General features: G+C 39.8%; 26 protein-coding genes. 6 read left to right on the top strand and 20 right to left on the bottom strand.

What is annotated here, in order from left to right; all coding sequences use genetic code 11:
- Nucleotides 1-68: 68 nt before the first annotated feature.
- The 11 genes from KUV80_RS03130 to KUV80_RS03080 form a co-directional block, all read right to left on the bottom strand.
- Nucleotides 69-1235 (bottom strand): D-alanyl-D-alanine carboxypeptidase family protein, encoded by a 1167-nt coding sequence (locus KUV80_RS03130; protein ID WP_222461213.1) that lies wholly within the window; start codon nt 1233-1235, stop codon nt 69-71.
- A gap of 115 nt (nt 1236-1350) precedes the next feature.
- A complete protein-coding gene (locus tag KUV80_RS03125) occupies nt 1351-2655 on the bottom strand; it encodes a pyrimidine-nucleoside phosphorylase (protein WP_222461212.1) in 1305 nt (434 codons plus the stop codon).
- Between the two features lie 18 nt (nt 2656-2673).
- Nucleotides 2674-3501 (bottom strand): purine-nucleoside phosphorylase, encoded by an 828-nt coding sequence (locus KUV80_RS03120; protein ID WP_222461211.1) that lies wholly within the window; start codon nt 3499-3501, stop codon nt 2674-2676.
- An 18-nt stretch (nt 3502-3519) separates the two neighbouring features.
- Nucleotides 3520-4332, bottom strand: coding sequence for a purine-nucleoside phosphorylase (locus KUV80_RS03115; protein ID WP_222461210.1), 813 nt, complete (start codon nt 4330-4332; stop codon nt 3520-3522).
- 19 nt (nt 4333-4351) lie between these two features.
- Nucleotides 4352-5539: a phosphopentomutase gene (deoB, locus tag KUV80_RS03110; RefSeq protein ID WP_222461209.1), complete on the bottom strand. Its 1188-nt coding sequence runs from the start codon at nt 5537-5539 to the stop codon at nt 4352-4354.
- Nucleotides 5540-5651: 112 nt separating this feature from the next.
- The gene (xerD, locus tag KUV80_RS03105; protein WP_222461208.1) at nt 5652-6542 is read right to left on the bottom strand and encodes a site-specific tyrosine recombinase XerD; all 891 of its coding nucleotides are present in this window, start codon (nt 6540-6542) and stop codon (nt 5652-5654) included.
- An 11-nt stretch (nt 6543-6553) separates the two neighbouring features.
- The gene (locus tag KUV80_RS03100) at nt 6554-6781 is read right to left on the bottom strand and encodes a YqzK family protein (RefSeq protein ID WP_222462242.1); all 228 of its coding nucleotides are present in this window, start codon (nt 6779-6781) and stop codon (nt 6554-6556) included.
- A 450-nt stretch (nt 6782-7231) separates the two neighbouring features.
- Nucleotides 7232-7702 carry a Fur family transcriptional regulator gene (locus tag KUV80_RS03095; RefSeq protein ID WP_222461207.1) on the bottom strand — a complete coding sequence of 157 codons (471 nt, stop codon included), beginning with the start codon at nt 7700-7702 and terminating at the stop codon, nt 7232-7234.
- A gap of 116 nt (nt 7703-7818) precedes the next feature.
- The gene (gene spoIIM, locus KUV80_RS03090) at nt 7819-8457 is read right to left on the bottom strand and encodes a stage II sporulation protein M (RefSeq protein WP_222461206.1); all 639 of its coding nucleotides are present in this window, start codon (nt 8455-8457) and stop codon (nt 7819-7821) included.
- Between the two features lie 70 nt (nt 8458-8527).
- Nucleotides 8528-9730, bottom strand: a complete 1203-nt coding sequence (locus tag KUV80_RS03085; protein ID WP_222461205.1) for an endonuclease Q family protein — start codon at nt 9728-9730, stop codon at nt 8528-8530.
- Nucleotides 9714-10262, bottom strand: a complete 549-nt coding sequence (locus KUV80_RS03080) for an NUDIX hydrolase (protein WP_222461204.1) — start codon at nt 10260-10262, stop codon at nt 9714-9716. Before KUV80_RS03080 ends, KUV80_RS03085 begins: the two co-directional genes overlap by 17 nt.
- 97 nt (nt 10263-10359) lie before the next feature.
- Here KUV80_RS03080 and mciZ point away from each other — a divergent pair, with 97 nt between their 5' ends.
- Together mciZ and KUV80_RS03070 are read left to right on the top strand one after the other, a co-directional pair.
- On the top strand, nt 10360-10494 hold the full coding sequence (gene mciZ, locus KUV80_RS03075; RefSeq protein WP_222461203.1) for a Z-ring formation inhibitor MciZ: 135 nt from the start codon (nt 10360-10362) through the stop codon (nt 10492-10494).
- 98 nt (nt 10495-10592) lie between these two features.
- Nucleotides 10593-11507, top strand: a complete 915-nt coding sequence (locus tag KUV80_RS03070) for an aldo/keto reductase (RefSeq protein ID WP_222461202.1) — start codon at nt 10593-10595, stop codon at nt 11505-11507.
- A 158-nt stretch (nt 11508-11665) separates the two neighbouring features.
- On the opposite strand, the gene KUV80_RS03065 is transcribed toward KUV80_RS03070, so the two are convergent.
- From KUV80_RS03065 to KUV80_RS03045, 5 genes are read right to left on the bottom strand one after another with little or no spacing between them, the layout of a single operon-like run.
- On the bottom strand, nt 11666-12841 hold the full coding sequence (locus tag KUV80_RS03065) for a thiolase family protein (RefSeq protein WP_222461201.1): 1176 nt from the start codon (nt 12839-12841) through the stop codon (nt 11666-11668).
- 17 nt (nt 12842-12858) lie between these two features.
- On the bottom strand, nt 12859-14175 hold the full coding sequence (locus KUV80_RS03060; protein WP_222461200.1) for a short-chain fatty acid transporter: 1317 nt from the start codon (nt 14173-14175) through the stop codon (nt 12859-12861).
- Nucleotides 14176-14193: 18 nt separating this feature from the next.
- Nucleotides 14194-14847 (bottom strand): CoA transferase subunit B, encoded by a 654-nt coding sequence (locus tag KUV80_RS03055; RefSeq protein ID WP_222461199.1) that lies wholly within the window; start codon nt 14845-14847, stop codon nt 14194-14196.
- A gap of 15 nt (nt 14848-14862) precedes the next feature.
- Nucleotides 14863-15555, bottom strand: a complete 693-nt coding sequence (locus tag KUV80_RS03050) for a CoA transferase subunit A (protein ID WP_222461198.1) — start codon at nt 15553-15555, stop codon at nt 14863-14865.
- 16 nt (nt 15556-15571) lie between these two features.
- Nucleotides 15572-16771: an acetyl-CoA C-acetyltransferase gene (locus tag KUV80_RS03045; protein ID WP_222461197.1), complete on the bottom strand. Its 1200-nt coding sequence runs from the start codon at nt 16769-16771 to the stop codon at nt 15572-15574.
- 146 nt (nt 16772-16917) lie between these two features.
- On the opposite strand from KUV80_RS03045, the gene KUV80_RS03040 reads away from it, so the two are divergent.
- Nucleotides 16918-17826 (top strand): hydroxymethylglutaryl-CoA lyase, encoded by a 909-nt coding sequence (locus KUV80_RS03040; protein WP_222461196.1) that lies wholly within the window; start codon nt 16918-16920, stop codon nt 17824-17826.
- A gap of 22 nt (nt 17827-17848) precedes the next feature.
- Here KUV80_RS03040 and KUV80_RS03035 read toward each other — a convergent pair whose 3' ends face one another.
- A complete protein-coding gene (locus tag KUV80_RS03035) occupies nt 17849-18187 on the bottom strand; it encodes an iron-sulfur cluster biosynthesis family protein (protein WP_222461195.1) in 339 nt (112 codons plus the stop codon).
- Nucleotides 18188-18194: 7 nt separating this feature from the next.
- Nucleotides 18195-18734, bottom strand: coding sequence for a PadR family transcriptional regulator (locus KUV80_RS03030; RefSeq protein ID WP_222461194.1), 540 nt, complete (start codon nt 18732-18734; stop codon nt 18195-18197).
- Nucleotides 18735-18891: 157 nt separating this feature from the next.
- On the opposite strand from KUV80_RS03030, the gene KUV80_RS03025 reads away from it, so the two are divergent.
- Both KUV80_RS03025 and KUV80_RS03020 read left to right on the top strand, forming a co-directional pair.
- Entirely contained in the window at nt 18892-21993 is a 3102-nt protein-coding gene (locus KUV80_RS03025; protein WP_222461193.1) for an efflux RND transporter permease subunit, read from the top strand.
- Between the two features lie 169 nt (nt 21994-22162).
- Nucleotides 22163-22423, top strand: a complete 261-nt coding sequence (locus KUV80_RS03020) for an HPr family phosphocarrier protein (RefSeq protein WP_222461192.1) — start codon at nt 22163-22165, stop codon at nt 22421-22423.
- 7 nt (nt 22424-22430) lie between these two features.
- On the opposite strand, the gene KUV80_RS03015 is transcribed toward KUV80_RS03020, so the two are convergent.
- A complete protein-coding gene (locus KUV80_RS03015) occupies nt 22431-23093 on the bottom strand; it encodes a TVP38/TMEM64 family protein (RefSeq protein WP_222461191.1) in 663 nt (220 codons plus the stop codon).
- 91 nt (nt 23094-23184) lie between these two features.
- Here KUV80_RS03015 and KUV80_RS03010 point away from each other — a divergent pair, with 91 nt between their 5' ends.
- On the top strand, nt 23185-23433 hold the full coding sequence (locus KUV80_RS03010) for an HPr family phosphocarrier protein (RefSeq protein ID WP_222461190.1): 249 nt from the start codon (nt 23185-23187) through the stop codon (nt 23431-23433).
- Between the two features lie 98 nt (nt 23434-23531).
- Here KUV80_RS03010 and KUV80_RS03005 read toward each other — a convergent pair whose 3' ends face one another.
- Nucleotides 23532-24968 carry an N-acetylmuramoyl-L-alanine amidase gene (locus KUV80_RS03005; RefSeq protein ID WP_222461189.1) on the bottom strand — a complete coding sequence of 479 codons (1437 nt, stop codon included), beginning with the start codon at nt 24966-24968 and terminating at the stop codon, nt 23532-23534.
- Between the last annotated feature and the right edge of the window lie 112 nt (nt 24969-25080).

Raw genomic sequence — 25080 nt, 5'->3', positions numbered from 1 at the left:
TAGACGAATTCCTTCACTCCTGACAAAACTAGTGGGAATTCGCCTATATATGTCAAGAACAACGACCATTAAGAGGATTTTGACATTTGTCCTGCAGTACGTTTAAACAATTTCCACCAGGATGCTTTTTTCACGGTTTCAGATGCCAATACTGGACTTTCAGTTATAAGGTTCTTTCCGTTCCATATCTTTAGCGTACCAATTTGCTGACCTTTTTTTACTGGCATCTTTAATTGTTTATCTACGAAAACTTCAGTTTTTACTTTTTTTGCTGTTTCTCCTTTTTTCAATAAAAGAGAAATGTTTTCAGACGTAACAACTGGTAGTTTTGATTTGTTGGCTTTTTGAACTTTTACTTCTTTAATGATTTCATGACGGTCATATAGTTTTTTTGTAGTGAACTGAGTAAAAGCGTAATCAAGCATATTCGAAATCTGAGCATTTCTCTCTTTCGGTGAAGGTGCCCCCATTACTACGGCAATCACTCTCATTCCGTTTTTATTAGCAGTTGCCGTCAAACAATATTTCGCTTCGTTTGTAAAGCCTGTTTTTAACCCATCTACTCCTGGATAAAATTTGACGAGCCGATTTGTATTAACAAGCCAAAACTTCTTTTCTGTATCTTCACGCAAATAATCTTCATAAAGTCCAGTGAACTTCGTAATCTCTTCATGTTTGAGAAGTTCTTTCCCCATTAGTGCCATATCATGTGCGGACGTGTAATGACCTGCTGCAGGAAGTCCTGTTGCATTTTTGAAAAAAGAATCCTTTAACCCCAATTCTTTTGCTTTATCGTTCATCATGCCAACAAAAGATTCTGCAGAACCTGCAATATGCTCAGCCATTGCAACAGATGCATCATTTGCACTTCCGATTGCGATTCCTTTCACCATATCTTCAACTCTCATTTCTTCACCGGGCTCCAGAAATATTTGCGATCCCCCCATACTTGCGGCATAATCACTTACACGAATCTTATCATTCCAACCGATTTTCCCTTTATCAATAGCTTCCATCACTAAAATTAACGTCATGATTTTCGTCATGCTGGCTGGCGGCAATTTTTCATGACTGTTCTTTTCATACAGAACACTTCCACTATCTTGTTCCATCAATATTGCTGAATGACTTTGTTCAGCCAGCTTCATTTTGTTTTTTTCTGCAGCTTCCACTTTTGGAATGGAAAATGACGCTAACAGACAGATACTTAAAAACCCAGAAATAACGGCTTTCATACTTTTCCCTCCATTCATATAGCTTTATTTTTTCCATAATTTTTCACTTTATACCGTATTTTCCAAAGAGAAGACATGAAAAAAAGCCGAACGATAACGTCCGGCTTTTAAATATTTAATTCTTTATTTCTTTATAAATTAAAGGTGGTGCTTCTACAGAACTTTTTGAGATCGTATATGCATCACGGATTCTCGCTTTTACACCTTCTACGTTTTCTGAATTGCTGTAGATAGTTACGAGCGAGTCCCCTTTCTTAACGCTGTCCCCTACTTTTTTATTGAGCATTAACCCAACAGCAAGATCAATTTCTGATTCTTTCGTTGCTCTTCCTGCTCCTAGAATCATTGCAGCTGTACCTATCTCATCTGCAACAATTTCAGAAACAAACCCATCTTCATCTGCGGATAACTCAAAAGTATGTGCTGCCTGAGGCAAGTTTTCTGGATGGTCGACAACCGAATCATCTCCACCTTGTGCTTTTAAGAAAATCTTTAACGTTTCAAGCGCTTTTCCTGAGGAGATAGCATCTTTTAGCATCTCACGAGCATCTTCAAGCGAATCTGCTTTTTTAGCTAAATAAACCATGTGAGAACCTAGTGTTAAGCAAAGTTCTTCAAGATCTTTTGGACCATTCCCATTTAGCGTATCAATCGCTTCTTTGATCTCAAGCGCATTACCGATGGCTAGACCTAATGGCTGACTCATATCAGAGATAACAGCCATCGTATTTCGGCCTACAGCATTACCGATCTTAACCATCGCATTCGCTAACTCTTCAGCTTCTTCAGGTGTTTTCATAAATGCGCCAGCACCCGTTTTAACGTCAAGTACAATTGCATCTGCACCTGCTGCAATTTTTTTACTCATGATCGAGCTTGCTATAAGCGGTATTGAGTTTACAGTAGCGGTTACATCCCGAAGACCATACAACTTCTTGTCAGCTGGTGTAAGATTACCGCTTTGTCCGATTACAGCTAGTTTGTTTTTATTCACCAAATCAATGAATTCCTGGTTATCGATTTCAACGTGAAATCCTGGAACAGCTTCTAATTTATCAATCGTTCCACCAGTGTGGCCAAGTCCTCTTCCAGACATTTTTGCTACCGGAACACCCAATGCGGCAACTAATGGAGCAAGAACTAATGTTGTTGTATCACCAACACCGCCAGTGGAATGCTTATCCACCTTTATTCCTTCGATTGCTGAAAGATCGATTTGATCACCAGATTCTACCATGGCCATCGTAAAATTCGCACGCTCTTCAGTTGTCATGTCTTTAAAATAAACAGCCATTGCAAAAGCCGACATCTGATAATCTGGAATTTCACCTTTTGTATAGCTTTGAATGATATGATCAATTTCTGCTTTCGTTAATTCTTTTCCATCACGCTTTTTTTGTATTAAGTCAACCATTCTCATGAATTAAACACCACTTTCTTATAACGTTACGTCTGAAACAATCTGTTTAACGAGTTGAATAAACTTTGGCTTTGTTTGATTAGCTACAACAACGACTTGCTCATGTGTTAAAGGCTCTAGTTCATCTGCGATAGCCATATCAGTTACACAGGAAATACCAATCACTTTCATGCTCATATGACTTGCTACGATAACTTCTGGAACGGTAGACATACCAACAGCGTCTCCTCCAAGAGTACGCAGCATGCGAAGCTCTGCTCTCGTCATATATGTAGGACCTGAAATCCCTGCATACACACCTTGCTTCACTTCAATACTAAGCTTACCTGCTGAATCCTTAACTAAATCTATAAGTTCTGGAGTATATGCTCTGCTCATATCTGGAAAACGAGGGCCTAAATCCCCTTTATTCGCACCAATTAGAGGATTTACACCTGTCAAATTAAGATGATCTTCAATAATCATCAAATCTCCTGCAGCAAAGTCAGGATTCATGCCTCCACAAGCATTTGTTACTACGACAAGATTAATGCCAAGCCCCTTCATAACACGAACAGGGAATGTTACATCTTGAGCAGGATAACCTTCGTAGTAATGAAAACGTCCTTGCATCGCTACAACCGATTTTCCGTTCAAAATACCGATTACAAGTTTTCCAGCATGTCCTTCTACCGTTGAAACAGGAAAATGTGGGATATCACGATAATCGATTGTTACAGGGTTTTCAATCTCATCAGCAAGTTCACCTAAACCAGACCCTAAAATTAGTCCGATTTCAGGTTTAATGGAAACCTTTTCTTCAATAACCGATGCAGCTTCGTTCATTTTTTCTGTTAGTGATGTCATTAAAAGGCTCCCCCCTCCTTAAATTTCTTTAACGATTCCTTTTACTAAAGAAAGGAAATTAGCTTTAACTTTTTCTGTCGTTTCCATTACTTCATCATGAGTTAATGGCTGATCTAGTATTCCTGCTGCCATGTTTGAGATACAAGAGATGCCAATGACTTTTAACCCTGCGTGACGCGCGATGATGACCTCTGGTACAGTAGACATTCCTACAGCATCAGCACCCAATGTACGAAGCATTCGTACTTCTGCAGGTGTTTCATAGGATGGTCCCGTGTTCCCTACATATACACCTTCTTTTAGTGAGATGCCAAGTTCATTTGAAACCTTTCTAGCTATTTCTTGCAATGAACTTGTGTATGCTTCACTCATATCAGGAAAACGAACTCCAAATGAAGTATCGTTGGCACCTATAAGTGGATTGTCTCCCATATTATTGATATGGTCTGTGATCAACATGAGATCTCCAGCTTCAAATTCTTTGTTCACTCCGCCAGCAGCATTTGTTACAACAATGGTTTCAACACCAATCAGCTTCATGACGCGAACTGGAAACGTTACTTTTTCCATAGAATATCCTTCATAATAATGAAAGCGGCCTTGCATCGCTACAACTTGTTTACCTGCAAGTTCTCCGATTACGAGCTGTCCAGCATGTCCTTCTACTGTCGAAACAGGAAATTCAGGAATGTCCGCATAAGGAATTACAATTGGGTTTTCAATTTCTTCAGCCAATATTCCTAAACCAGATCCAAGGATTAAACCGATCTTAGGTGTTTTCTCTATTTTTGATTGAATAAATTCAGCAGAAGTTTGTAGTTGAGTTGACATGTTCATTTTCCCCCTAATATTAAAGCTGATTTAAAAAGCTTTTTCCAATCTCTGGTTTTTTCACATCGTAAATTTCAGCGATAGTCGCACCAATATCTGCAAAGGTGTTTCCAACACTTAATTCTTTCCCTGCTTGAATTCCTTTATGGAAGACTAATAATGGTACGTATTCTCTAGTATGGTCTGTTCCATGATGAACAGGATCGTTTCCGTGATCTGCCGTAATCATCAGAAGATCATCATCGTTTAATTTCTCCAAAACTTCCGGTAAACGAACATCGAACTCCTGAAGTGCTTCTCCATATCCTTTAGGATCTCTTCTATGTCCAAAAAGGGCATCAAAGTCTACAAGGTTCAGAAAGCTAAGACCTGTAAAATCCTCATCCATAGATTGAACGAGTTGGTCCATTCCATCGTTGTTCGACTTTGTTCGGATTGATTTTGTAACACCTTCACCATCAAAGATGTCCGAGATTTTGCCTAATGCAATACTGTCATAACCACTATCCTGGAGCTCGTTCATAACAGTTCTTCCAAACGGCTTCAACGCGTAGTCATGACGATTAGCAGTCCTTTCAAACGCACCTGGCTTTCCTGTAAAAGGGCGTGCGATTATACGACCGAGCATATATTTTCCTTCACGAGTCATTTCTCTAGCCGTTTCACAAATTTCGTATAGTTCTTCAATCGGTACGATATCTTCATGAGCTGCAATCTGTAAAACTGAATCAGCTGAGGTATAAACGATTAGCTTCCCTGTTTTCATATGTTCTTCTCCAAGCTCTGAAATAATCTCAGTACCTGAAGCTGCTTTATTTCCAATTATTCCACGCCCCCACTTTTCAGTGAGCATGTTAATCAGTTCATCCGGAAACCCATCAGGAAACGTTTGAAACGGTTCTTGAATATGAAGGCCCATAATTTCCCAATGTCCTGTCATCGTATCTTTCCCGTTAGATAGTTCAGGAAGCTTTGCATAATGGGCGAGGGGATTCTCAGCTTTTTGAATGCCTTTCATCGTTTCATCAATGTTTCCGAGTCCTAGTTTCTCTAAATGAGGAACATTCAGTCCACCCATGTGCTCGGCAATATGGCCGAGTGTATGAGCACCCTTATCTCCAAATTTTTCAGCGTCTGGCGCCTCACCAATACCCACTGAATCCATGACAATTAAAAAAGTTCGTTTAAAACGTAGTGATTGTTTCATTTCTTCCTCCTGATTTCGTTACTGCACTCTATTTACTATTTCCTTTAAATAGAAACAACAAACAAATTCTATTTGATGTCAGAAGTCTGACATCTTATAACAAAAAGAAAGCTCACGCCCTCGGATGGAAGGCGGAGTATACGTCTTTCAATCTTGTTTTTGTAACATGCGTATAAATCTGAGTGGTTGAGATATCAGCATGTCCTAACATTTCTTGAACGGCTCGCAAATCGGCCCCATTCTCTAGCAAATGGGTTGCGAAAGAATGACGGAGAGTATGCGGTGTAAGTTCTTTCTCTATTTTAGCCTTAACGGCCAGCTGCTTCAAGATTTTCCAAAACCCTTGTCTCGACAATCTGTTTCCATGGTGATTCAAAAAGAGCGCTTCCGTTTTTTTCCCTTTTATCATCATGGATCTCCCATTATTTAAATAACATTCAATTGCTGTCTGGGCCATCTTTCCAACCGGAATGATTCTTTCTTTATTCCCTTTTCCCATACAGCGAATAAAGCCCATATTAAGATGAATATCACCTAGGTTCAAATCAACGAGTTCTGATACACGAATCCCAGTCGCGTAAAGTAGTTCTAACATCGCTTTATCTCTTTGTGAGAAAGGATCATTGGCTGAAGGTGTCTCTAAAAGAGCCTCGACTTCACCTGTAGATAATACCTTTGGAAGCTTCCTTTCTGTTTTCGGTGATTCGATATGTACCGAAGGATCTTGGCTAGCAACCTTCTCACGAAACAGAAATTGATGGAATGATCGTATTGAAGCAATGTTCCTTGCTAAAGTTGTGGAAGCCTTACCATTTTCTTTTAAAAATAATAGATACCCCATTATATTACTGCGATCGATCTTATCAATCGTTTCAATGGATTCTACTTTTTCTAAAAAACGTACATATTGCGTTAAATCTCGTTTATAAGATTCTATCGTGTTTTTTGAAAGGGCTCGTTCAACAATAATATATTGAAGAAAGTCCTGAACATGATCGTTCATCTTACCCCTCCTTATTCACCCGTTTGATAGAAATAAAAAAGCCTTTTCACAAAGTTAGAGTCTTTATCTGAACTTAGATTAAAAACTTTAACCGCTTTCCCTTTAGGTTCGTCATATCTATGATAATTTTCATACTCTTGATTAATCCATAATAAACCAAAATAGAACACAAGCGTGCAAATAGAAAATGCCAAGAACACTTTTGCCGTATTCCAAACTAATTTTAACCAGGAAACCATCGTGTCCACCCCTGTCCCTCTTATAGTACAGGTTATGCCCACATGCTCCCAGATTATACGTAAAAGTTGAAACTACACAACATACGTTACCCCATTATTATTCTTTTGTAAATATTTCTTTCTATAAGTCTTTTTTCTATAGAAGTTGTTGCTTTCGGCTCATTTTGTTCAATCTACCTGTCAATTTGATTGAAGTATAAGGTGCTAGCCTCCTAAGAGAACACTGTGCCAACTACTTGAGTATTCTCCTTAAAAGCATGCGACAAGAAAGTTCGCTTCGCTGTTGTTTTTCTAGGAGACGCAGGAGCACTCGTGTTTCCTATAATATCCATCTCTCATCAAAGATCACTGAACGCCCTCCCGACAAGCGACCATCGTGAAACGAAATCAATACATTCAAGAGCAACATTGTTTGCAAAATCAGCCTGCTTTATCGAAAAAAAGGAAGCGTTATTCTTCGCTTCCTTCACCTTCATTATTTTCTTGTTTGTGACACCTGTGACAGATTCCATGAAATGTCAGCCTATGGTCTTTAATTTTAAAATTCCAGCCTTCTTCTACAACTTTTTCCACATCGCCTAGAAGGTCTTCTTGTATTTCATCAACCGCTCCACACTCAATACAAACGAGGTGGTGATGAAAGTGATCGGCACCCTCTGTTCTAAGATCATAACGGGATACCCCATCACCAAAGTTGATTTTATCTACTACTTTTAGTTCTGTTAACAGTTCCAGAGTACGGTAAACAGTAGCCAGACCAATCTCTGGCGCCTTTTCTTTGACGAGCAGATAAACATCTTCCGCACTTAAATGATCTTCTTCATTTTCGAGGAGGACTCTCACGGTCGCCTCACGCTGTGGAGTCAGCTTATAACTTTGTGAATGCAGCTGTTTTTTGATACGGTCGATTCTGCTTTCCATACCCGTTCCTCCTTATGTATACACAAGACAATTATAAGCATGGAAAAAAAAGTTGTCAATTTAAAGTCATTTTAAATAACGATTTAAACTTATTATAAAGAAATAGTCATTATCATCTATTGGATTGACCATTTTATCACTTGTTCCATTAGAGCTGGAGTGAAGAATGCTTCTAATGTTGACGCCAAAAATACCATAATTCCAACTCCGGCTACGAGCATCGTGTATCGGATCAGTTGGGGGAAAAAAGGCATATGGTGACGTTTGAATGCAAGCTGGCGAATCATTTTAATAGAAAAAGCGATTGCCGCTACAGAAACGATAATAAATGCAGGAATTAATAAGACGTTCTGAGGAAGCACTGAAACTAAAGATAATAAAAAGCCATACCATCCCATTTGATTGACTAAGAACCCAACCGTAAATCCGATAACAACTCCTTTTAGGAATAACATAACCAGAATAACAGGCAGTCCAATAACAGATAAACCAAGCAGCCACATTAGCCCCATGTATTTCAAGTAATGTCCGAAACTCTGAAAAAACATATCAGATTTGCTAGCGAATCCACCTTCAGCCGCTCCTATAAAAAACCGGGAAAGATACGTGTACAAGTCTTGTTTCTGATTTAAACTCAATGAATTAACGATGATTGCTCCAAAAATTACCCCCATTAAAAACAGAACACCAACAAATGCATACAATGTTTTATTTTCCTCAAGGTGACGATGGATATAATACCGGACACTCTCCATTTTCACTGCCTCCTCTGCCTAAAACTCTTAATTCTATTCTATGAATTCTCTGGAGGAGGTATGTCTCTTTTTATGAACTGATAGGTTTGCCGGTATCAATTTTCCCATAAGAGCCGCCGCCGCCAGTTTGTATAGACAGTTTTCCTGACCTTGCATGAGAAATAGCATCTACTAGTGTAGGTTTTATGATTTCCCTTAATTTTTCGAGAGGCGCCGTGTGAATAATATTCATATCTGTTCCAAAAGCTTGGCGTAATTTCATTAATGTTTTAGGACCAATTCCTTGTATGAATTCTAAAGGGATTTGATGAATATATGGAGGACGATTCTTTACATCCGCTTCACAATTTTTCAACTCTTTTATTCGTTCACTTACTCCCATAACGAATCTAGAGTTTCCACATTTTTCACAAACCTTCATACTTCTATCATTAAACGAGCTCAAGCAGTTTTCACAAGCGGTATTGTAATATTTTCCAAGACGGGGATTCAATCCATAGTTGGCAACGATTCTCCTTTTGTTCCTTCCTTTTAAAGCAAACTTGAATTCCTCAAAGGAAGGATTATTTAAAGCTAGCATTTGATATTCTCGTGCTATTTTTTCTAGAGAATGAGCATCTGAATTTGATATGAAAGGATAGGCAGAAAGCTCACTTAAACATGACGCCATATAAGTGTCCGAGCTCAATCCTAACTCAACGGCATCTATTAAATGAGGATCAAACACTTCAGACAGTGACGTTTGTACACCTTTACCATACAAACTTTTAAACGGAGTGAAAATATGTGCTGGGATAAATAGGCCGCCTAACTGCTTAACGATCATCTGCAGCTCTTTACCACTTCCGTACATGCGCTGTGAGCTTAAATGAATATTTTTCATGCGTGTTGAAAGCCATTTACTAAACGTTTTCATGTTTAATAAATCGGGCATATACACGAGTACATGGAGCGGTCCTTGGCAGTCCTGGTCATTGATCTCAATTTCAGCTCCCAGAATCAAGGTGAGCCCCTCAAAATTAAGGCCACCACCCTTTAGTTCTGTTAAAGAACCCTTCTCTACCATCTCTTTTATTTCTTCTAAAACCTCAGGAGAGTGACAATCTATAACTCCTATCATATCCATTCCTTTTATGTGCTTTGCTTCATATAAAATGTTTGATAGTGTCAACGACCGTGAACCTGTTATCTTGATAGGTTTACCCGATTTTGAGGCACCAATGTGAATATGCATATCTGCAAAGAAAGATCGGGTGTCATTTTCTTTTAGCATGTGAAAGCTCCATATACATGACACCGTAAGCTGTTTTTGCATCATGTATTTTTTGTTGATCCATCAAACGTCTTGCCTCATCTAAAGAAACTTCAAGCACATTTAAGAATTCATCCTCATCCGTCATCTGTGAACCTGATTTTACGAGCGAATCTGTAAAAAACAAATGAATTAATTCATCAGCAAACCCGGGTGAAGTGTAAAAAGAACCGATGGACTCCATTCTTTCACACCGATACCCTGTCTCTTCAAGAAGTTCCCGATTAGCGCACTCCAAGGGGTCTTCACCTTTTTCTAGTTTTCCAGCTGGAATTTCTATGATCGTTTTTTCAAGGGGCTTACGAAATTGTTCGACCATTAACATTTTCCCTTCGTCCGTAATGGCAAGAACCGCAACTGCTCCAGGATGCTTTACAATCTCCCGTTTTCCAATCTTTTTGTTCGGAAGTTCAACGTCTTCTATATATAAGTCTATTATCTTTCCGCTGTAGACCTGCTCCTTGCTAATCGTCTTTTCTGTTAAGTTTTCCATTATCCACACTCCTATGGTCTATTTTTTTCTTATGTCACATAAAGTCTATCATACTTTGGAATACTTCCATTAACAGCAAACAAGGGAGGCAAACGGATTGAAAATTTATTTGCAGCCAAAAGGAATTACGCTTGTCGGAAAAGCATGGCAGATCAAGTATATGCTAAAGAATTATATGCAAAAGCACGAACTTGTTCAGGATTGGATTGACGCTTCTGCACCCAAAAAGTAACCTCCTTACAAACAGGAGGTTTTTATTTTGTCCCTGTGTTGTGATAGGTTAAACAAGAGAAAGTAACGTTAAAGACTCAAAAATGAGGTGTAAGAAATATGAAAAAAAGAAGGATTGGTACATCAGACCTTTTCGCAAGCGAACTAGGATTCGGATCTATGTCACTCTCTCCTGATCTTAGGGACGAAAATGAACGAATCGTAAAAACAGCCCTTGAAAAAGGCATCAATTATTTTGATACGGCAGATTTATATGATTTCGGCTGGAACGAAGAATGTATCGGATCGTTAGTAAAAGATGTAAGACAAGATATTATTTTAGCTACTAAAGGCGGGAACGAATGGAACGAGTCAAAAGACGGATGGAGTTGGAATCCTTCTAAACAGTACATAAAATCAGCGCTGAAAGAAAGTCTTCGACGTTTACAGACTGACTACATCGACCTCTATCAACTTCACGGGGGAACAGTGGATGATCCGATGGACGATACGATTGAAGCTTTTGAAGAACTTGTTCGAGAAGGTCTCGTTCGTTATTACGGAATTTCCTCTATACGTCCTAACACAATTAAATATTATGCTGAACATTCCAACATTCAAAGTGTGATGATGCAATACAGTCTATTAGATAGAAGACCAGAAGAACTGTTCCCATATTTGGAATCAAAAAGGATTAGTGTAGTGGCAAGAGGACCTATCGCAAAAGGATGGCTCAGTGAAAAAGGTCACAAGAAAGATCCTGATTCTGCTTATCTCTCTTTTAAAGGGGCTGAAATTCAGGAGAAACTGATGAAGGCAAAACATGTGATTTCTTCGAATGATAAACTTTCACAAACGGCCTTAAAATTTGTTCTAAGCCACCCTGTTGTAGCAACAGCTGCTGCTGGAGCAAGTTCAGTGGAGCAACTGCTGGAAAATTTGACCGTTTTCCATACACCCCCTCTAACCCAAAACGAACAGGCACAGTTAGAAATGCTCTTTCCAAGAGAGTATTATGAATCACACCGCAGCTAACCAATCAATGAAAAAGGAGCTTGGGATGACCCAAGCTCCTTTGTTTATTCAGATGTTTGACTTGAATCTTTTCCGATAAAAAAATGTTACACCAATACAAACAGGTGTCCTGTGTTATGTTCACTAAAAAAGATCTAAAAGAATTTTTATTAAGGTTCTTATCTCTTTGCTAATTTCAAAACCATGGCGATCCCTTGGCCGCCGCCAATACATAAACTAGCGACACCATATGTTTCGTTTCGTTGTTCCATCTCATAGGCTAGTGTTAAAATCAGCCTGGCACCACTTGCTCCAACAGGATGGCCTAATGCGATTGCGCCTCCGTTCACATTGGTTTTCTTGCGATCCAGTTTTAACTGTTTTTCGACAGCCACATATTGTGCACTAAAAGCTTCGTTGATCTCGAACAAACCGATATCATTTATGGAGAGTTTTGCATGTGCCAATGCTTTTTGTATAGCTGGAACGGGACCGATCCCCATAATGGATGGGTCCACTCCCGTGACAGCCCAAGATACGATTTCAACTAACGGTTTTAATTTTTTTTGATGAACATTTTTTTCATGAGCCAAGATTAAAGAGACTGCTCCATCATTGATTGATGAGGAATTTCCTGCTGTAACGGTCCCGTCCTTTTGAAATGACGATCTGAGTTGCCCCAGCTTTGATACGGTTGTTTGTGGTTTAATTCCTTCATCTTCTGAAAAAGATTCCCCATTTTTTAAGGGTACTGAAATGATTTCACGAGCGAGCCTTCCGCTTTCCCGTGCTTTGGCAGCTTGTTGGTGGCTCCAGTTCGCATATTCGTCTTGTTCTTCTCTACTTATCGTGTGCTCCTGTGCCAGATTTTCAGCTGTAATCCCCATACCATAGCCTAGATACTCGTCGCTCAGTGTGTGAAGAAGCATATCTTCAAATGAGATCATACCGAACTTTTGGGATTGAAAGCGGTTCGAAAAAGAAACATGTGGAGATTGAGACATGTTTTCAATTCCCCCACAAAGTGCGATTCCTTCATTATAATCTCGAAGATTTTGCATAGCAGAAACGACCGCTTGCATGCCTGATCCACAAAGTCTGTTGACGAGCATCGCCGGAACATCAGAAGGAACACCTGCTTTCAATGCTGTATGACGGGCGACATAAGCTGCATTCTTACTGGAGTGAATAACATTTCCATACACAACATCTGTAATGTCTTCTGGAGAAACTCGCGCGCGTTTCATAGCCTCTATAGCCGTTAATTCTCCTAGCTGAGTCGGGTTCACATCTTTTAATGAATTTCCAAATGATCCAAATGGTGTTCTGGCACCATCAATTACATAAATACTCATCTCATTATGCACCTCTTTTAAAAGATTAAGAAACCAGCGCAAATGACAATGCCGCTAACAAAAAGAACGATTAAACAGAATCCCATAATGTCCTTTGCTTTTAATCCGGCAATGGCAAGAGCAGGAAGAGCCCAGAATGGCTGAATCAAATTCGTCCATGCATCACCCCAGGCTACGGCCATCGCTGTTTTAGCTTGTGATACACCCAGCGCATTAGCCGCATCAAGCACTACATGTGCCTGTACAGCCCACTGCCCCCCACCTGATGGCACGAACATGTTGACAATTCCTGCACTTAAAAAGGTGAACAATGGCAACGTATATTCGTTGGAAATCGCAACAAACCATTCGGACATTTCTGTGACTAGACCAGACCCTACCATCATGCCCATGATCCCTGCATAGAACGGGAATTGAATAATAATGCCGCTCGCACCCTTAACGGCTTCCGCTACACTGTTTATGTAGTTTCTAGGTGTTTTATGAAGAAGGATTCCTAAAAACAAGAAAATGAAATTTACTAGGTTGATGTTTAAATTGAATCCGTTTTTTGCAAAAAAGTAAAAAACATAAGACAGTCCTAAACTTCCAATAATTATTGACAACCATATGCTGTTTTCAAGTTTATCAGCAGGTGAGTCTGTCTCAGCTATAGCCGCTGCTTCAGCACTCTCATCAAGCAGCGAGGAATCGATCTGATACGTTTGTTCCTTATTCATCATTAGACGATTGGTCAATGGCAAGATAATGAACAACGCTCCGAGAATAAAAAGGTTAAAAGGAGCAAATAGCGTCTCACTCGTAGAAATAACGCCCATCGTCTTTTCCATAAAGTGCCCAGGTGTCGCAATCGTGAGTGGAATAGAACCGGATAACCCCCCGTGCCAAACAACAAAGCCACTGTATGCACTCGCAATTAATAAACGGTAATCGGTATTCTTAACCTGACGAGCAAGCTCCCTAGAGAAAATGGCTCCAATGACTAGACCAAAACCCCAGTTGATCCAGCTCGCTAACAGTGCAACAACGGTAACACTAATAATAGCCTGACCTGGCGTTTTAGCGAGAGATGCAAGCTTTCTTAACATCTTTTTAAAGAATGGAGAACTCGCCAAAACATAGCCCGTTACTAAAATAAGCACCATCTGCATGGAAAACTCAAGGAGCTTCCAAAACCCGTCCCCCCAAAAGGAAACCATGTTAACAGGAGACTGACCTGTGACCATCAACCCGAGCAAAAACACAACTGCTGTAAGTAAAATAACGAAAATAAAAGGATCAGGTAAATACCGCTGCATCAATTTATTTGAGGCGCGGGTCAATGTTTGAAACATAGGAATCTCCTCCTCTTCTTAATAAGCGTTTAGCTTTATATCTTCGGAGACTGTAAGCTTAGCTTCTGTTGATTGCAAAACATCGTCCACAGAATAACCTTCTGCTACTTCTTTCAATAAAAGTCCGTTCTTGGTAACGTCCATAACAGCACGGTCTGTAATAATCCGTTCAACCACACCTTTTCCTGTTAAAGGAAGCTGACATTTCTTTAAAATCTTACTTTCACCAGCTTTGTTAACATGTTCCATGATAACAATTATTTTTTTGGCTCCGTGAACAAGGTCCATGGCGCCGCCCATTCCTTTGATCATCTTGCCCGGGATCATCCAGTTTGCAAGGTCACCATTCTCTGAAACTTCCATTCCGCCTAGAATCGCTATATCAATATGTCCGCCTCGGATCATGGCGAATGATTCAGAGCTGTCAAAGTATGATGCGCCTTTAATTGCAGTCACCGTTTCTTTACCCGCATTAATCAGGTCAGGATCAACCTCACTCTCTAAAGGATAAGGGCCGATGCCAAGCAATCCGTTTTCCGACTGGAGTACGACTTCTTTATTGTCTGAAATAAAATTGGCAACCATTGTAGGCATACCTATCCCTAAGTTTACATAAAATCCGGATTCGATCTCTTTTTCTGCTCGTTTTGCAATTCTTTCTCTAATGTTCATATAGGCTTCCTCCTCTTACCCTTGTTTTACTGTCAGTCGTTCAATGCGTTTTTCTTGTGTTCCAACGATCATCTTTTGTACGTATACACCAGGTGTGTGAATGTGGTCAGGATGCAATTCACCGATCTCAACAAGTTCTTCTACTTCTGCGATCGTCACACTTCCCGCTGCAGCGATCATAGGATTAAAATTCCGAGCTGTTTTGTTATAGATTAAGTTTCCTGCTTTATCTCCTTTGGCAGCACGAATTAAGCTGAAATCTGCAACGATTCCTTCTTCTAACAAGTATTCTTTGCCGTTGAACGAACGTGTCTCTTTCCCTTCTGCAATAGGTGTACCAACGCCTGCTGGTGTATAGAACGCTGGAATACCAGCTCCGCCCGCACGAATTCGTTCCGCAAGAGTGCCTTGCGGGATAAGATCAACTTCGATTTCACCTGATAATACTTGTCTTTCGAACTCTTTATTCTCACCAACATATGAACCTACCATCTTCTTGATCTGTTTATTCTTAAGCAACAGCCCAAGTCCCCAATCATCAACGCCACAGTTGTTAGAGATAACGGTTAGATCTTTTGTCCCTTTTTCCACTAAGGCAAGAATTAAATTTTCAGGTATTCCAACTAGTCCGAATCCCCCAACTAATAGTGTGGATCCATCTTTAATATCTTCTACAGCTTTTACTGCTGAATCGAGTACAGGTTTCATCTTCCATCTCTCCTTTTTAAGCTTCTTCGTTTTCAAAGATAGAGGCTACTCCTTGGCCTCCTCCAATACAGAGTGTTGCTAGTCCATTTTTTGATTTTCTTCTTTTCATCTCATGTAGCAATGTAACTACGATTCTCGCACCGCTTGCCCCAATCGGGTGACCAAGCGCTATTGCACCGCCATTCACATTTAGTTTTTCTCTATTAAAACCGAGATCTTTTCCAACCGCTAACGATTGACTGGCAAAAGCTTCGTTGGCTTCTACGAGATCCATATCATCCATCGTCATGTTTGTTTTGTTCAATACTTTTTTCACCGCTTCAACAGGTCCGATTCCCATTACTTCAGGAGCAACACCTGCACTTGCGTTTGCCTTCACTACAGCAAGCGGCTTCAACCCAAGCTCTTCCGCTTTTTTTCTGCTCATCACAACGAGAGCCGCTGCTCCGTCATTGATACCTGATGCATTTCCTGCTGTCACCATTCCGTCTTTTTTAAACGCTGGCCTTAAGCTCCCTAATTTTTCCGCTGTAGAACCAGCTTTAGGATATTCGTCTTTATCTATGATCAATGAATCTCCTTTTCGCTTGGGAATCTCCACTGAAATGATCTCATCATCAAACTTTCCTTTTTCTTGCGCTTCTGCACACTTTCTTTGGCTCTCTGCTGCAAATTCATCAAGTTCCTCACGTGACAGTGAGTGTGTTTCACAAAGATTTTCAGCAGTGATCCCCATGTGATAATCTCCAAACGCACACCATAGGCCATCTTGAATCATGGAATCGACCATAGGAGCGTTACCCATACGAAGTCCGTCTCTTGCCCCGTTTAACAAGTAAGGTGCTTGGCTCATGTTTTCCATTCCGCCGCACACGATCGTGTCTGCTTCATCTAGCCATATGGACTGACAAGCAAGATGTAGAGCTTTTAAACCGGAACCACAAACTTTATTAATCGTCATACTGGATACGCCAATAGGCAGTCCTGCTTTAATCGCTGCTTGACGAGCTGGGTTCTGCCCTAGTCCAGCTTGGAGGACGTTACCCATGATGACCTCATCAACTGCATCATAGGGTATGCCTGCCTTTTTTAAAGAGTCTTTAATGGCAATTGCTCCTAATTCTGTCGCTGCTACCGTTTTAAGACTTCCCATAAAACTTCCGATCGGCGTTCTGACAGCGCTTACAATGACGGCGTCTCTCTCTCTTGAAACCATTTGCGATCTCCTCCTCTAAAAACCTATGTATTATTCAGAAAATTCCTTTATATCATACCATAATAATTGAAATGTATTGCAACCAACGAATTTATACAGGTAGAATAATAAATAGGAAACGCTTTCAAGGAGGGGTTTTTACAAATATGGAACTGCCCGAAAGAGTCACGTTGATTGAAGTTGGACCAAGGGACGGACTTCAGAATGAAAAGAATTTTATCCCAACAAAGAATAAGATTGAGTTCATCTCATTATTAAAGAATGCAGGTTTTCAAGAAATGGAGCTCACCTCATACGTGTCCCCTAAATGGGTTCCGCAAATGCAGGACGCAGAAACTGTGGTTGAAAACTGTCTGGATGATGCTCGGAATTTTGTACTTGCACCAAACAAAAAAGGAATTGAACTAGCAACAGAATCTGGTGTGAAGCATGTTGCTGTATTCGTTGGAGTAAGTAATACGTTCAACCAGAAAAATATTAATAAAACGACTGAAGAGAGCATGAATGAATTAAGGCCGCTGATCGAGAATCTGAAACGAAAAGGCTATTTTGTAAGAGCATGTATCTCCACTAGTTTTTATTGTCCTTTTGAAGGACGAATTGATGAAAACGACGTATTAAAAGTTTGTCAGGACTTTGAAGAGATGGGCGTGGATGAATTAAGTGTTGCCGATACGATTGGAATGGCAAACCCTAGAGATTCTTATGAATTGTTCACCCTTCTGAAGCATCATTTACGTGCTACTACACTTCTTACTGCTCACTTTCATGATACACGCGGAATGGCTATTGCAAATATATTTGCAAGTATGCAAGCTGGAATCGACCGGTTTGATACATCCGCTGGAGGCCTTGGAGGCTGCCCTTTTGCACCTGGGGCATCAGGAAACGTCGCTTCTGAAGATGTTGTCTACATGCTTTCTCAGATGGGAATATCAACTGGCATTCATATGGATAAATTACTAGCTGCAGTCGCCTACATCTCTCCACTTCTTTCTAAACCTGTTTCAAGTAAACAATTTAGTCTTTTAAAAAACGTTTCTCAGCATCAGTGAGCTCATAAAAAAACACAGGCTATTAGCTGCCTGTGTTTTGTTTCGTTTGATCATAAAATTTCATAGAAGAATTTAAGATTTCTGCTGGACTTTTCAATGAAAAGTGATTGCCTGGCTGTGCATCAATACTCATTTTTTGATCAAAGAAAACTTCAGTATTGTATTCCATATAAACATCTGGTCCATTTGTCGATATTTTCGTATCATTAGGCTCTATTTGATCAACAAGCCAAAGTGCGGATACTCCACTTACTACACAGCCGCATCCTTCTGTATCATGCTTAAGTTTTATGAATCCTTCTTTACCTTGCCTCTTACTTTTCAGCCGTTCTAGTGCTGCTCTTGTAAATGAAATTTCCATCCTTTTTTCACCCTTTCTTTTTCAGTTCCTCAATTGCCCAATCACACCAGGATAGCCAGCTTTCCATATAACGCACACCAAATTCACTCGTTAAATATTCACCTAGTTCGTTCTGTCCATAAGTGCCTTCTGGAAAATGCTCTTCCCGCCATTTCTTCGTCATCATGAGTCCCATCTGATGGTGTTCTTTGCTTTTTTCCAATAAAGAAATAGCTTGTTTTGCAGGAAGAAAGTGAAACATAGAAACGCGTAAAAGAAGGTCATCCTTCAGCTTAGGAATTGTTACAGGTTTATTTAACATCCATTCCAGCAGCATTTGGAACCCGTTATCGGTAATCTTATAAATTTTTTTATCTGGATAATCACTTTGTTGGATCGTTGTAGACGTAGCAAGCCCTTCTTCTTCCATCTTTAAAAGCTCTCTGTAGATCTGTGTGTGGTGTGCCATCCAAAAATGCACTACCGTTTCTTTGAACTGCTGATTCAGCTCATAACCAGTCGCTTCATTTTTCGCTAATAATCCTAATAGCGCATACCTTAACGCCATTTGTTACCCTTCTTTCTAAATGTACTGTTTTGCATTGTAACATACTTTTCACAAATCTTTGATCATATTACTTGATAAAAAACAGTTCCTTTTATTATATTGTAACTATACATATGTGAAAATACACATAGATTACTTTTGATTAGGAGAGGAAGCCATGAACTGGTTAACAAAATTTAGTTTAAAGAATCCAGTCGCAATTTTTATCTTTTCATTTTTGCTCGTTGTAGGCGGAGTTTTTTCGTTTACAAACTTAAAAGTGGATTTACTTCCAAATGTGGAGTTTCCCCAATTAACGATCCAGACGGTGTACCCTGGAGCATCACCTGAAGATGTTAACAAACAAATTACTGACAAACTGGAAAATCAATTAAAGCAAGTTGAGGATGTAAAATCAGTTAAAAGCACGTCACTTGAAAGTATTTCTATCATTAGTATGGACTTTCCGTTCTCTGCAAACATGGATGAAGTAGAAGATCAAGTAAACTCCATCCTTTCAGAAACTGATCTTCCTGAAGATGTAGAACCTGAAGTAAGCCGGTTTTCATTCGGATCCATTCCCATTTATAATATTTCATTGTTTCCTGAAAAGGAAGGAGAAGACATTCAAGCGTTTGTAGACAATGAACTGGTTCCCGAGCTGAAAAAAATTCAAGGCGTGAACAACGTTTCTGTTGGCGGCGTTAAAGAAGCTTTTGTTTCCATCACTCTTGATCGTGAAAAAGCAAAGACTGCCGGGGTTACCTTGAACACGGTTAAAGATGCAATTAACAGCAGAGATCTTTCCTTTCCTGCTGGAACAGTGACCGATGATTCTATTACAGTTCCTGTTCGAGTTGAGGAAGCGGTAGATACTGTTTCTGAACTAAAAGAGATTACGCTTGCCAGCAGCATGCAAGCTCCTTCAGCACCTCGCGGATCTGGATCTCCAGGAACAACTGGTGCTCCTCCCTCTGCAGCTTCTTCGGTAAAGCTTGGAGATATTGCCGAAGTTAAAGAATCTGAAGATGTAAGCGAAATTACTCGCTATAACCAAAAAGCCTCACTATCGATGGCCGTGACAAAAAAGCAAGATGCCAATACGGTAGAAGTAGCAGATAAAGTAATTGAAGTGCTAAACAAAGATAAGTATGACGATAAACTGAATTATGCAATCGGCTTTGGTCAAGCAGAAGGAATAAAAGATTCTGTAAACACCCTTGTTAAAGAAGGACTGTTCGGTGCCTTATTCGCTTCATTAGCGGTCCTGATATTCTTGCGCAATTTCCGTGCAACGATTATCGCGATTATATCCATACCTCTATCATTACTCGTTTCGGCTATATTCCTAGACCGCCTGGACATAACGCTAAACATTATGACACTCGGCGGAATGGCTGTAGCGGTTGGTCGTGTAGTAGATGATAGTATCGTAGTCATCGAGAATATTTTTAGACGGATTCGAAAAGCAGATGGGGTTTTCGACAGGGATGAATTAATCATTGATTCCACTCGTGAAATTTTAAAAGCGATCGTTTCTTCAACGATCACTACCGTTGTCGTATTTTTACCGCTAGGTCTTGTCGGCGGAGTAACCGGAGAGTTCTTCCTGCCATTTGCACTAACCGTTGTTTTTGCTTTGTTGGCATCACTCCTTGTAGCCGTAACGATCGTTCCGATTCTTGCTAAATACGCTTTTAAGAAGGTTAAGCCAGAAAAAACGGACGGACCTTTGCAAAGAGCGTACGTAAAAGTAATTAAAGCATCGCTGAATCATAAATTTCTTGTATTACTTACATCTTTCATTCTTCTTGGAGGATCCTTCTTCCTCGCTTCAACGCTTGGAATGGTGTTCCTTCCTAACGAGGAACAAAAAACATTGACTGTGAATGTCGAGTTACCAGCAAGTACAAACGTTACAAAAACGAATGAAATCTCTTTAGAAGTTGAAGAATTCCTAGCAGAAAGGAATACCATTGAAGATGTTACGGCTGGAATTGGATCACGAGACTTCCAAACGGGGTTAAAACGTCAAAATGTAGCGAATTATTTTGTGAACCTTAAAAAAGAAGCAAGTGTTGAAAAAGAGTTAAAAGAACTTGAAGCTGGAATTAAAAAGATTACAGATGAAAAAGCAAACGGAACTGTTGTTAGCTTACAAGAGGTTTCAAGCGGAGGTCCGCCTTCAAACAATGAAGTAAGCATTGAACTCTATTCCAATGATCTGGATGACTTACAAAAAGCGGCTGGTCAAGTTGAAGCGTACATGAAAAAGCTTGATACGATAAAATACGTGTCAAATAATTTTAAAGATACGCAAAAGCAATGGTCCGTTTCAATTGATACAGAAAAAGCGGCTGAAAAAGGAGTATCAGGTTTCGCTGTCCTCGGAGCAGTTTCTGATGTAACGAAAGCCGTTGATGTTGGTGAGTTATCACTCGATGGAAACGAAAAGAATGTTAAGGTTGAATACAACAAAGCCATAACCTCTCTTGAAGAGATTAAAGAGTTGACTGTTTTAGGTACATCAGGTCCAGTGAAAATTTCCGACGTGTCTGATGTTTCAGAAATAGAAACCGTAACAGCGATCCAAAAGCTTGATGGCAAAATCTATGCCCAAGTTTCTGCCCAAGTAAAAGGAGATAATGTACAACAGGTCACCCAAGACGTGATAAAGGGTGTTGAGGATAATGTTGATCTTCCTTCTTCTGTTTCTACAGAAGGCGGCGGAGGTAGCGAAGAGACGATGGATACATTTAAAGACCTTGGTTTAGCTATGCTTGTAGCCATTGGCCTCGTGTATTTAACGATGCTCATTACATTCGGGCGTGCCCGTATACCGTTTATTATTCTTTCTTCCCTTCTTTTCGTACCTGTTGGAGCAATTGGAGGCTTGTTCTTAATCAATGAGCCGCTCTCCGTTAGTGCGATGATTGGTATCCTAATGTTAATCGGTATCGTTACAACAAACGCCATCGTATTAGTAGACCGTATCGGACAAAACCGGGATGTGAAAGGTATGCCAGTTCGTGAAGCACTTCTTGAAGCCGGCAAAACCCGCTTGCGTCCTATCTTGATGACAGCATTCGCTACAATTGCAGCGCTCATACCGCTTGCTTTGACCACGTCATCAGGAACTTTAATCTCAAAAGGACTAGCAATCGTTGTTATCGGAGGACTGACTACTTCTACTTTGTTAACCCTTATTATCGTTCCTGTGCTTTATGAACTATTCTTTAGAAGACAAGCCAAACGCGAAAAAACAAACACTTCTTCATAAATAAAAGGCGTACTGTCCACCCTTAGAGATGTGGTGGCAGTGCGCCTTTTTGCATTTTATCTATTCATTCAGCTACAACCTTAAAGTTTAGTCCAATAGACCCTGTTTCACTTTATGTTGAAGTGGGAAATATATCAGCAATTCATTAAAATACAGGAGGCTATCAAACATGAAACAAATTTGTTCAAAAAAAGTAAAAGTCACTGCTAAATATACAGTAAATAAAGCTCTTGAAATCATGCAATCTGCTAAAAACATCAATAGTCAGCTTTTTTTGTGCAAAAACGGCATCACCGTTCAAGCATCGGGACTTTCTCAGCTCGTTTCCTTCTTCTTAACTTTAAAGGAGGGAGATTCATTCCTGTTTATTTTTGAAGGCGCAGATGCTGAATCTGCAATGAGTTTAATTGCAGACGAAACAGCAATTTAAATCTCCTTCACTGGTCGTTCAGACCGATCTTTGCCTTCATCTTCTTTTTAAAAACCATCGGCAATCCTACCAGAATAAAAAGCAAGGTAGTACCTATCCATACAACTTCCTTGCTTTCTGATGTCATGGAAGTACCCAAATAGGTATACGCAATCGTTCCTGGAATAATGCCGATTGCCGTAGCGATGGCATAGTCTTTAAATTGTATTTTAGTCATCGATGTCAAATAGCTTACAAGGTCATAATTTAAAACCGGCAGCAGCCTCAGCAGCAATACATATCGAAACCCTTCTCTCTCGATATTGCTGCGTATTTTCTCATATCTTTTATTCTTCCATTGCTTGCTTTTCTTAAAACGCCCTAAAGAATTAATCGTATAATAGGTAACAAGCCCTCCTCCAAGTGAACCGAGGTATGTATAAAGACACCCCCAGTAAAAACCAAAAGAAAGCCCGCTTGTTATTGCAAAAATTGACGATGGAAACAATACGAACGGCCGCACCGTATAAAGCAAAACAAACAGAAACGGCGCAAGCCATCCCCATTGCATGATCCAAGTTCTAAATTCTTCAGGACTGAATCCTTTATAATTCTTTTGCAGCCACATAACAAGTAAGATGAGTATAGCTGCACTAAGCATCCATATCGGCCATTTTTTATTGATTTTCATATTTCCTCCATGAAAAATCTATTTAATAAGCATTTTTCCTTCTTCTGCACATATCCATACATAGTGTGATTGGCAAAGGAGGTTATCTATTATGATTGTAAAAGCAACAGCGCCTATCTACGCAGACCGCGCTGCAAAACTCGTTGAACTTACTGGTAGTTTTACTGAATCTATCTACATTAAAAAGGGAGACCGGACAGCAGATGGGAAAAGCTTTTTAGGCATTATCGCCCTTTCAATTTACCCTGATGAGCCTATCGAGATTATTTGTGACCCTCCGAGTACAGATTTAAAAGCAAAACTCCTATCATCTGGTCTTTTCGCGAGCTTTAAAAATTAATACTAGTAAGCCTGTCCATTATATAATGTTTTTTGTTATTGGGCTAAATTTCCTTTTAGAAAGAGCCTAAGAAAAAAGCCGGAAACATTCTCCGGCTTTTACAACTCTTTTAATCGTTCGTCTAACTTTTTCACTTTTTCTTCAAGAGGCACTTTTGTTTCAGTGAGCATTTTTCTATAGATTTCAAGAATCATATTGCTATAGATGGTACCTGGAACTGCCCATTTTCCGTTCAATTGTTTCCATGTCACAGCAATTCCTCTTTGAACGAGTTGAAATCTCGGATCTACAAGCGGATATTGCGGCGGAAGTGGCTGTGTTGAGCTGTATGCAAATAAGTGCTGGATATGAGCTAGAACGCCTTCTTGAGGAGTATTAAACACTGCTGACTGCCCGCTTCCCGTTGCTCCGATACCAGCAAAGTTATTCTGAGATGCTTTTACACTGCCCTCAAAACGGAAATATCCTGTTTCATGAATGGCTTGAGCATATGCTACGTCTCCTCTGATTCCATAAACAGGTGCGATTTGCTTATAAAACAATGCCAATAATGGAGCATTTGGATTTACCTTCCGAACAAATCTTTCCATATCATCTGCCGATAGCAGTGTGTCTCCTTGAATGGTTAAACCAACAGGAGGTTCTGGCTTCGGCTCTGGCTTCGGTTCTGGCTTTGGCTCTGGCTTCGGCTCTGGCTTCGGTTCTGGCTTCGGTTCTGGCTTCGGTTCTGGCTGTACGTCCTCACCTTTAACCATTACATATGCATCATCTATTCCATAGGAACGAATCGTTTTTACATGGTCTTCCGCGTTTTCCCGCTTTTGAAAGGCTCCTGCTTGTATCCGATAATATTTTTTATTGGCTACAGTGACTTCATCCATAAAAGCAGAGATTTTTTTGTCTGCCAAAAATACAATTCTCTCATCAGCATTCTTTTTTTGTTCAAATGCACCTGCGATTACTATATAAAGTTCTTTTTGGGTTTGTTCTTTTTGTTTTAACGAAAGTCCTGTAGCCGTACCCACTGCAATGGCATTTGCCACTTCATTTTGAAACTCCTCTCTTTTTAATAGAGACAAGTTCTTCTCATTATCCATAAACAAAATTTCCAACAGCACAGCTGGCATTTTTGTTTCACGAAGCACATGGAAATTTGCTTGTTTCTGCCCTCTGTTTTGCGCTCCAAATTTTTTCATAACTTTTGCGGTTTCGGCATGTATGCTATTTTGTATTTTTTTTGTATCGGCACCAACATTTCGATACACATAACTTTCGAAGCCTTCTCCACCACCACTGTTTTGATGAATAGACAAATAAAAGTCTGCCTTTTCTTTGTTTGCAAAATCTGTCCGTGCATCTAATGAAACGGTTGTATCTGAGCTGCGGGTCATCAATACCTTTACTTCATAGTTGGTTTCTAAATATGTCTTTATTTTTTTGGCGATAGCCAGGTTAAATGTTTTCTCAAAATTACTTTTGTTAACCGCACCTGGATCATTTCCTCCATGGCCCGGATCGATTACAATGACTTTCAAGGTGACACCTTCTTTTATCCTTTTAAAACGCTAAAGTTGCGCTTACTTCTATTAAAAACGAAAAAAAGGCATACTAAAAGAGACATATGACTAATTTTCAATAAAATGGATA

This window comes from Fictibacillus nanhaiensis, assembly GCF_019801215.1.
GTDB classification, from domain to species: Bacteria; Bacillota; Bacilli; order Bacillales; family Fictibacillaceae; genus Fictibacillus; species Fictibacillus nanhaiensis_C.
Note: the sequence above shows the minus strand (reverse complement) of the source record. Positions and strands in the feature narration are given on the sequence as shown.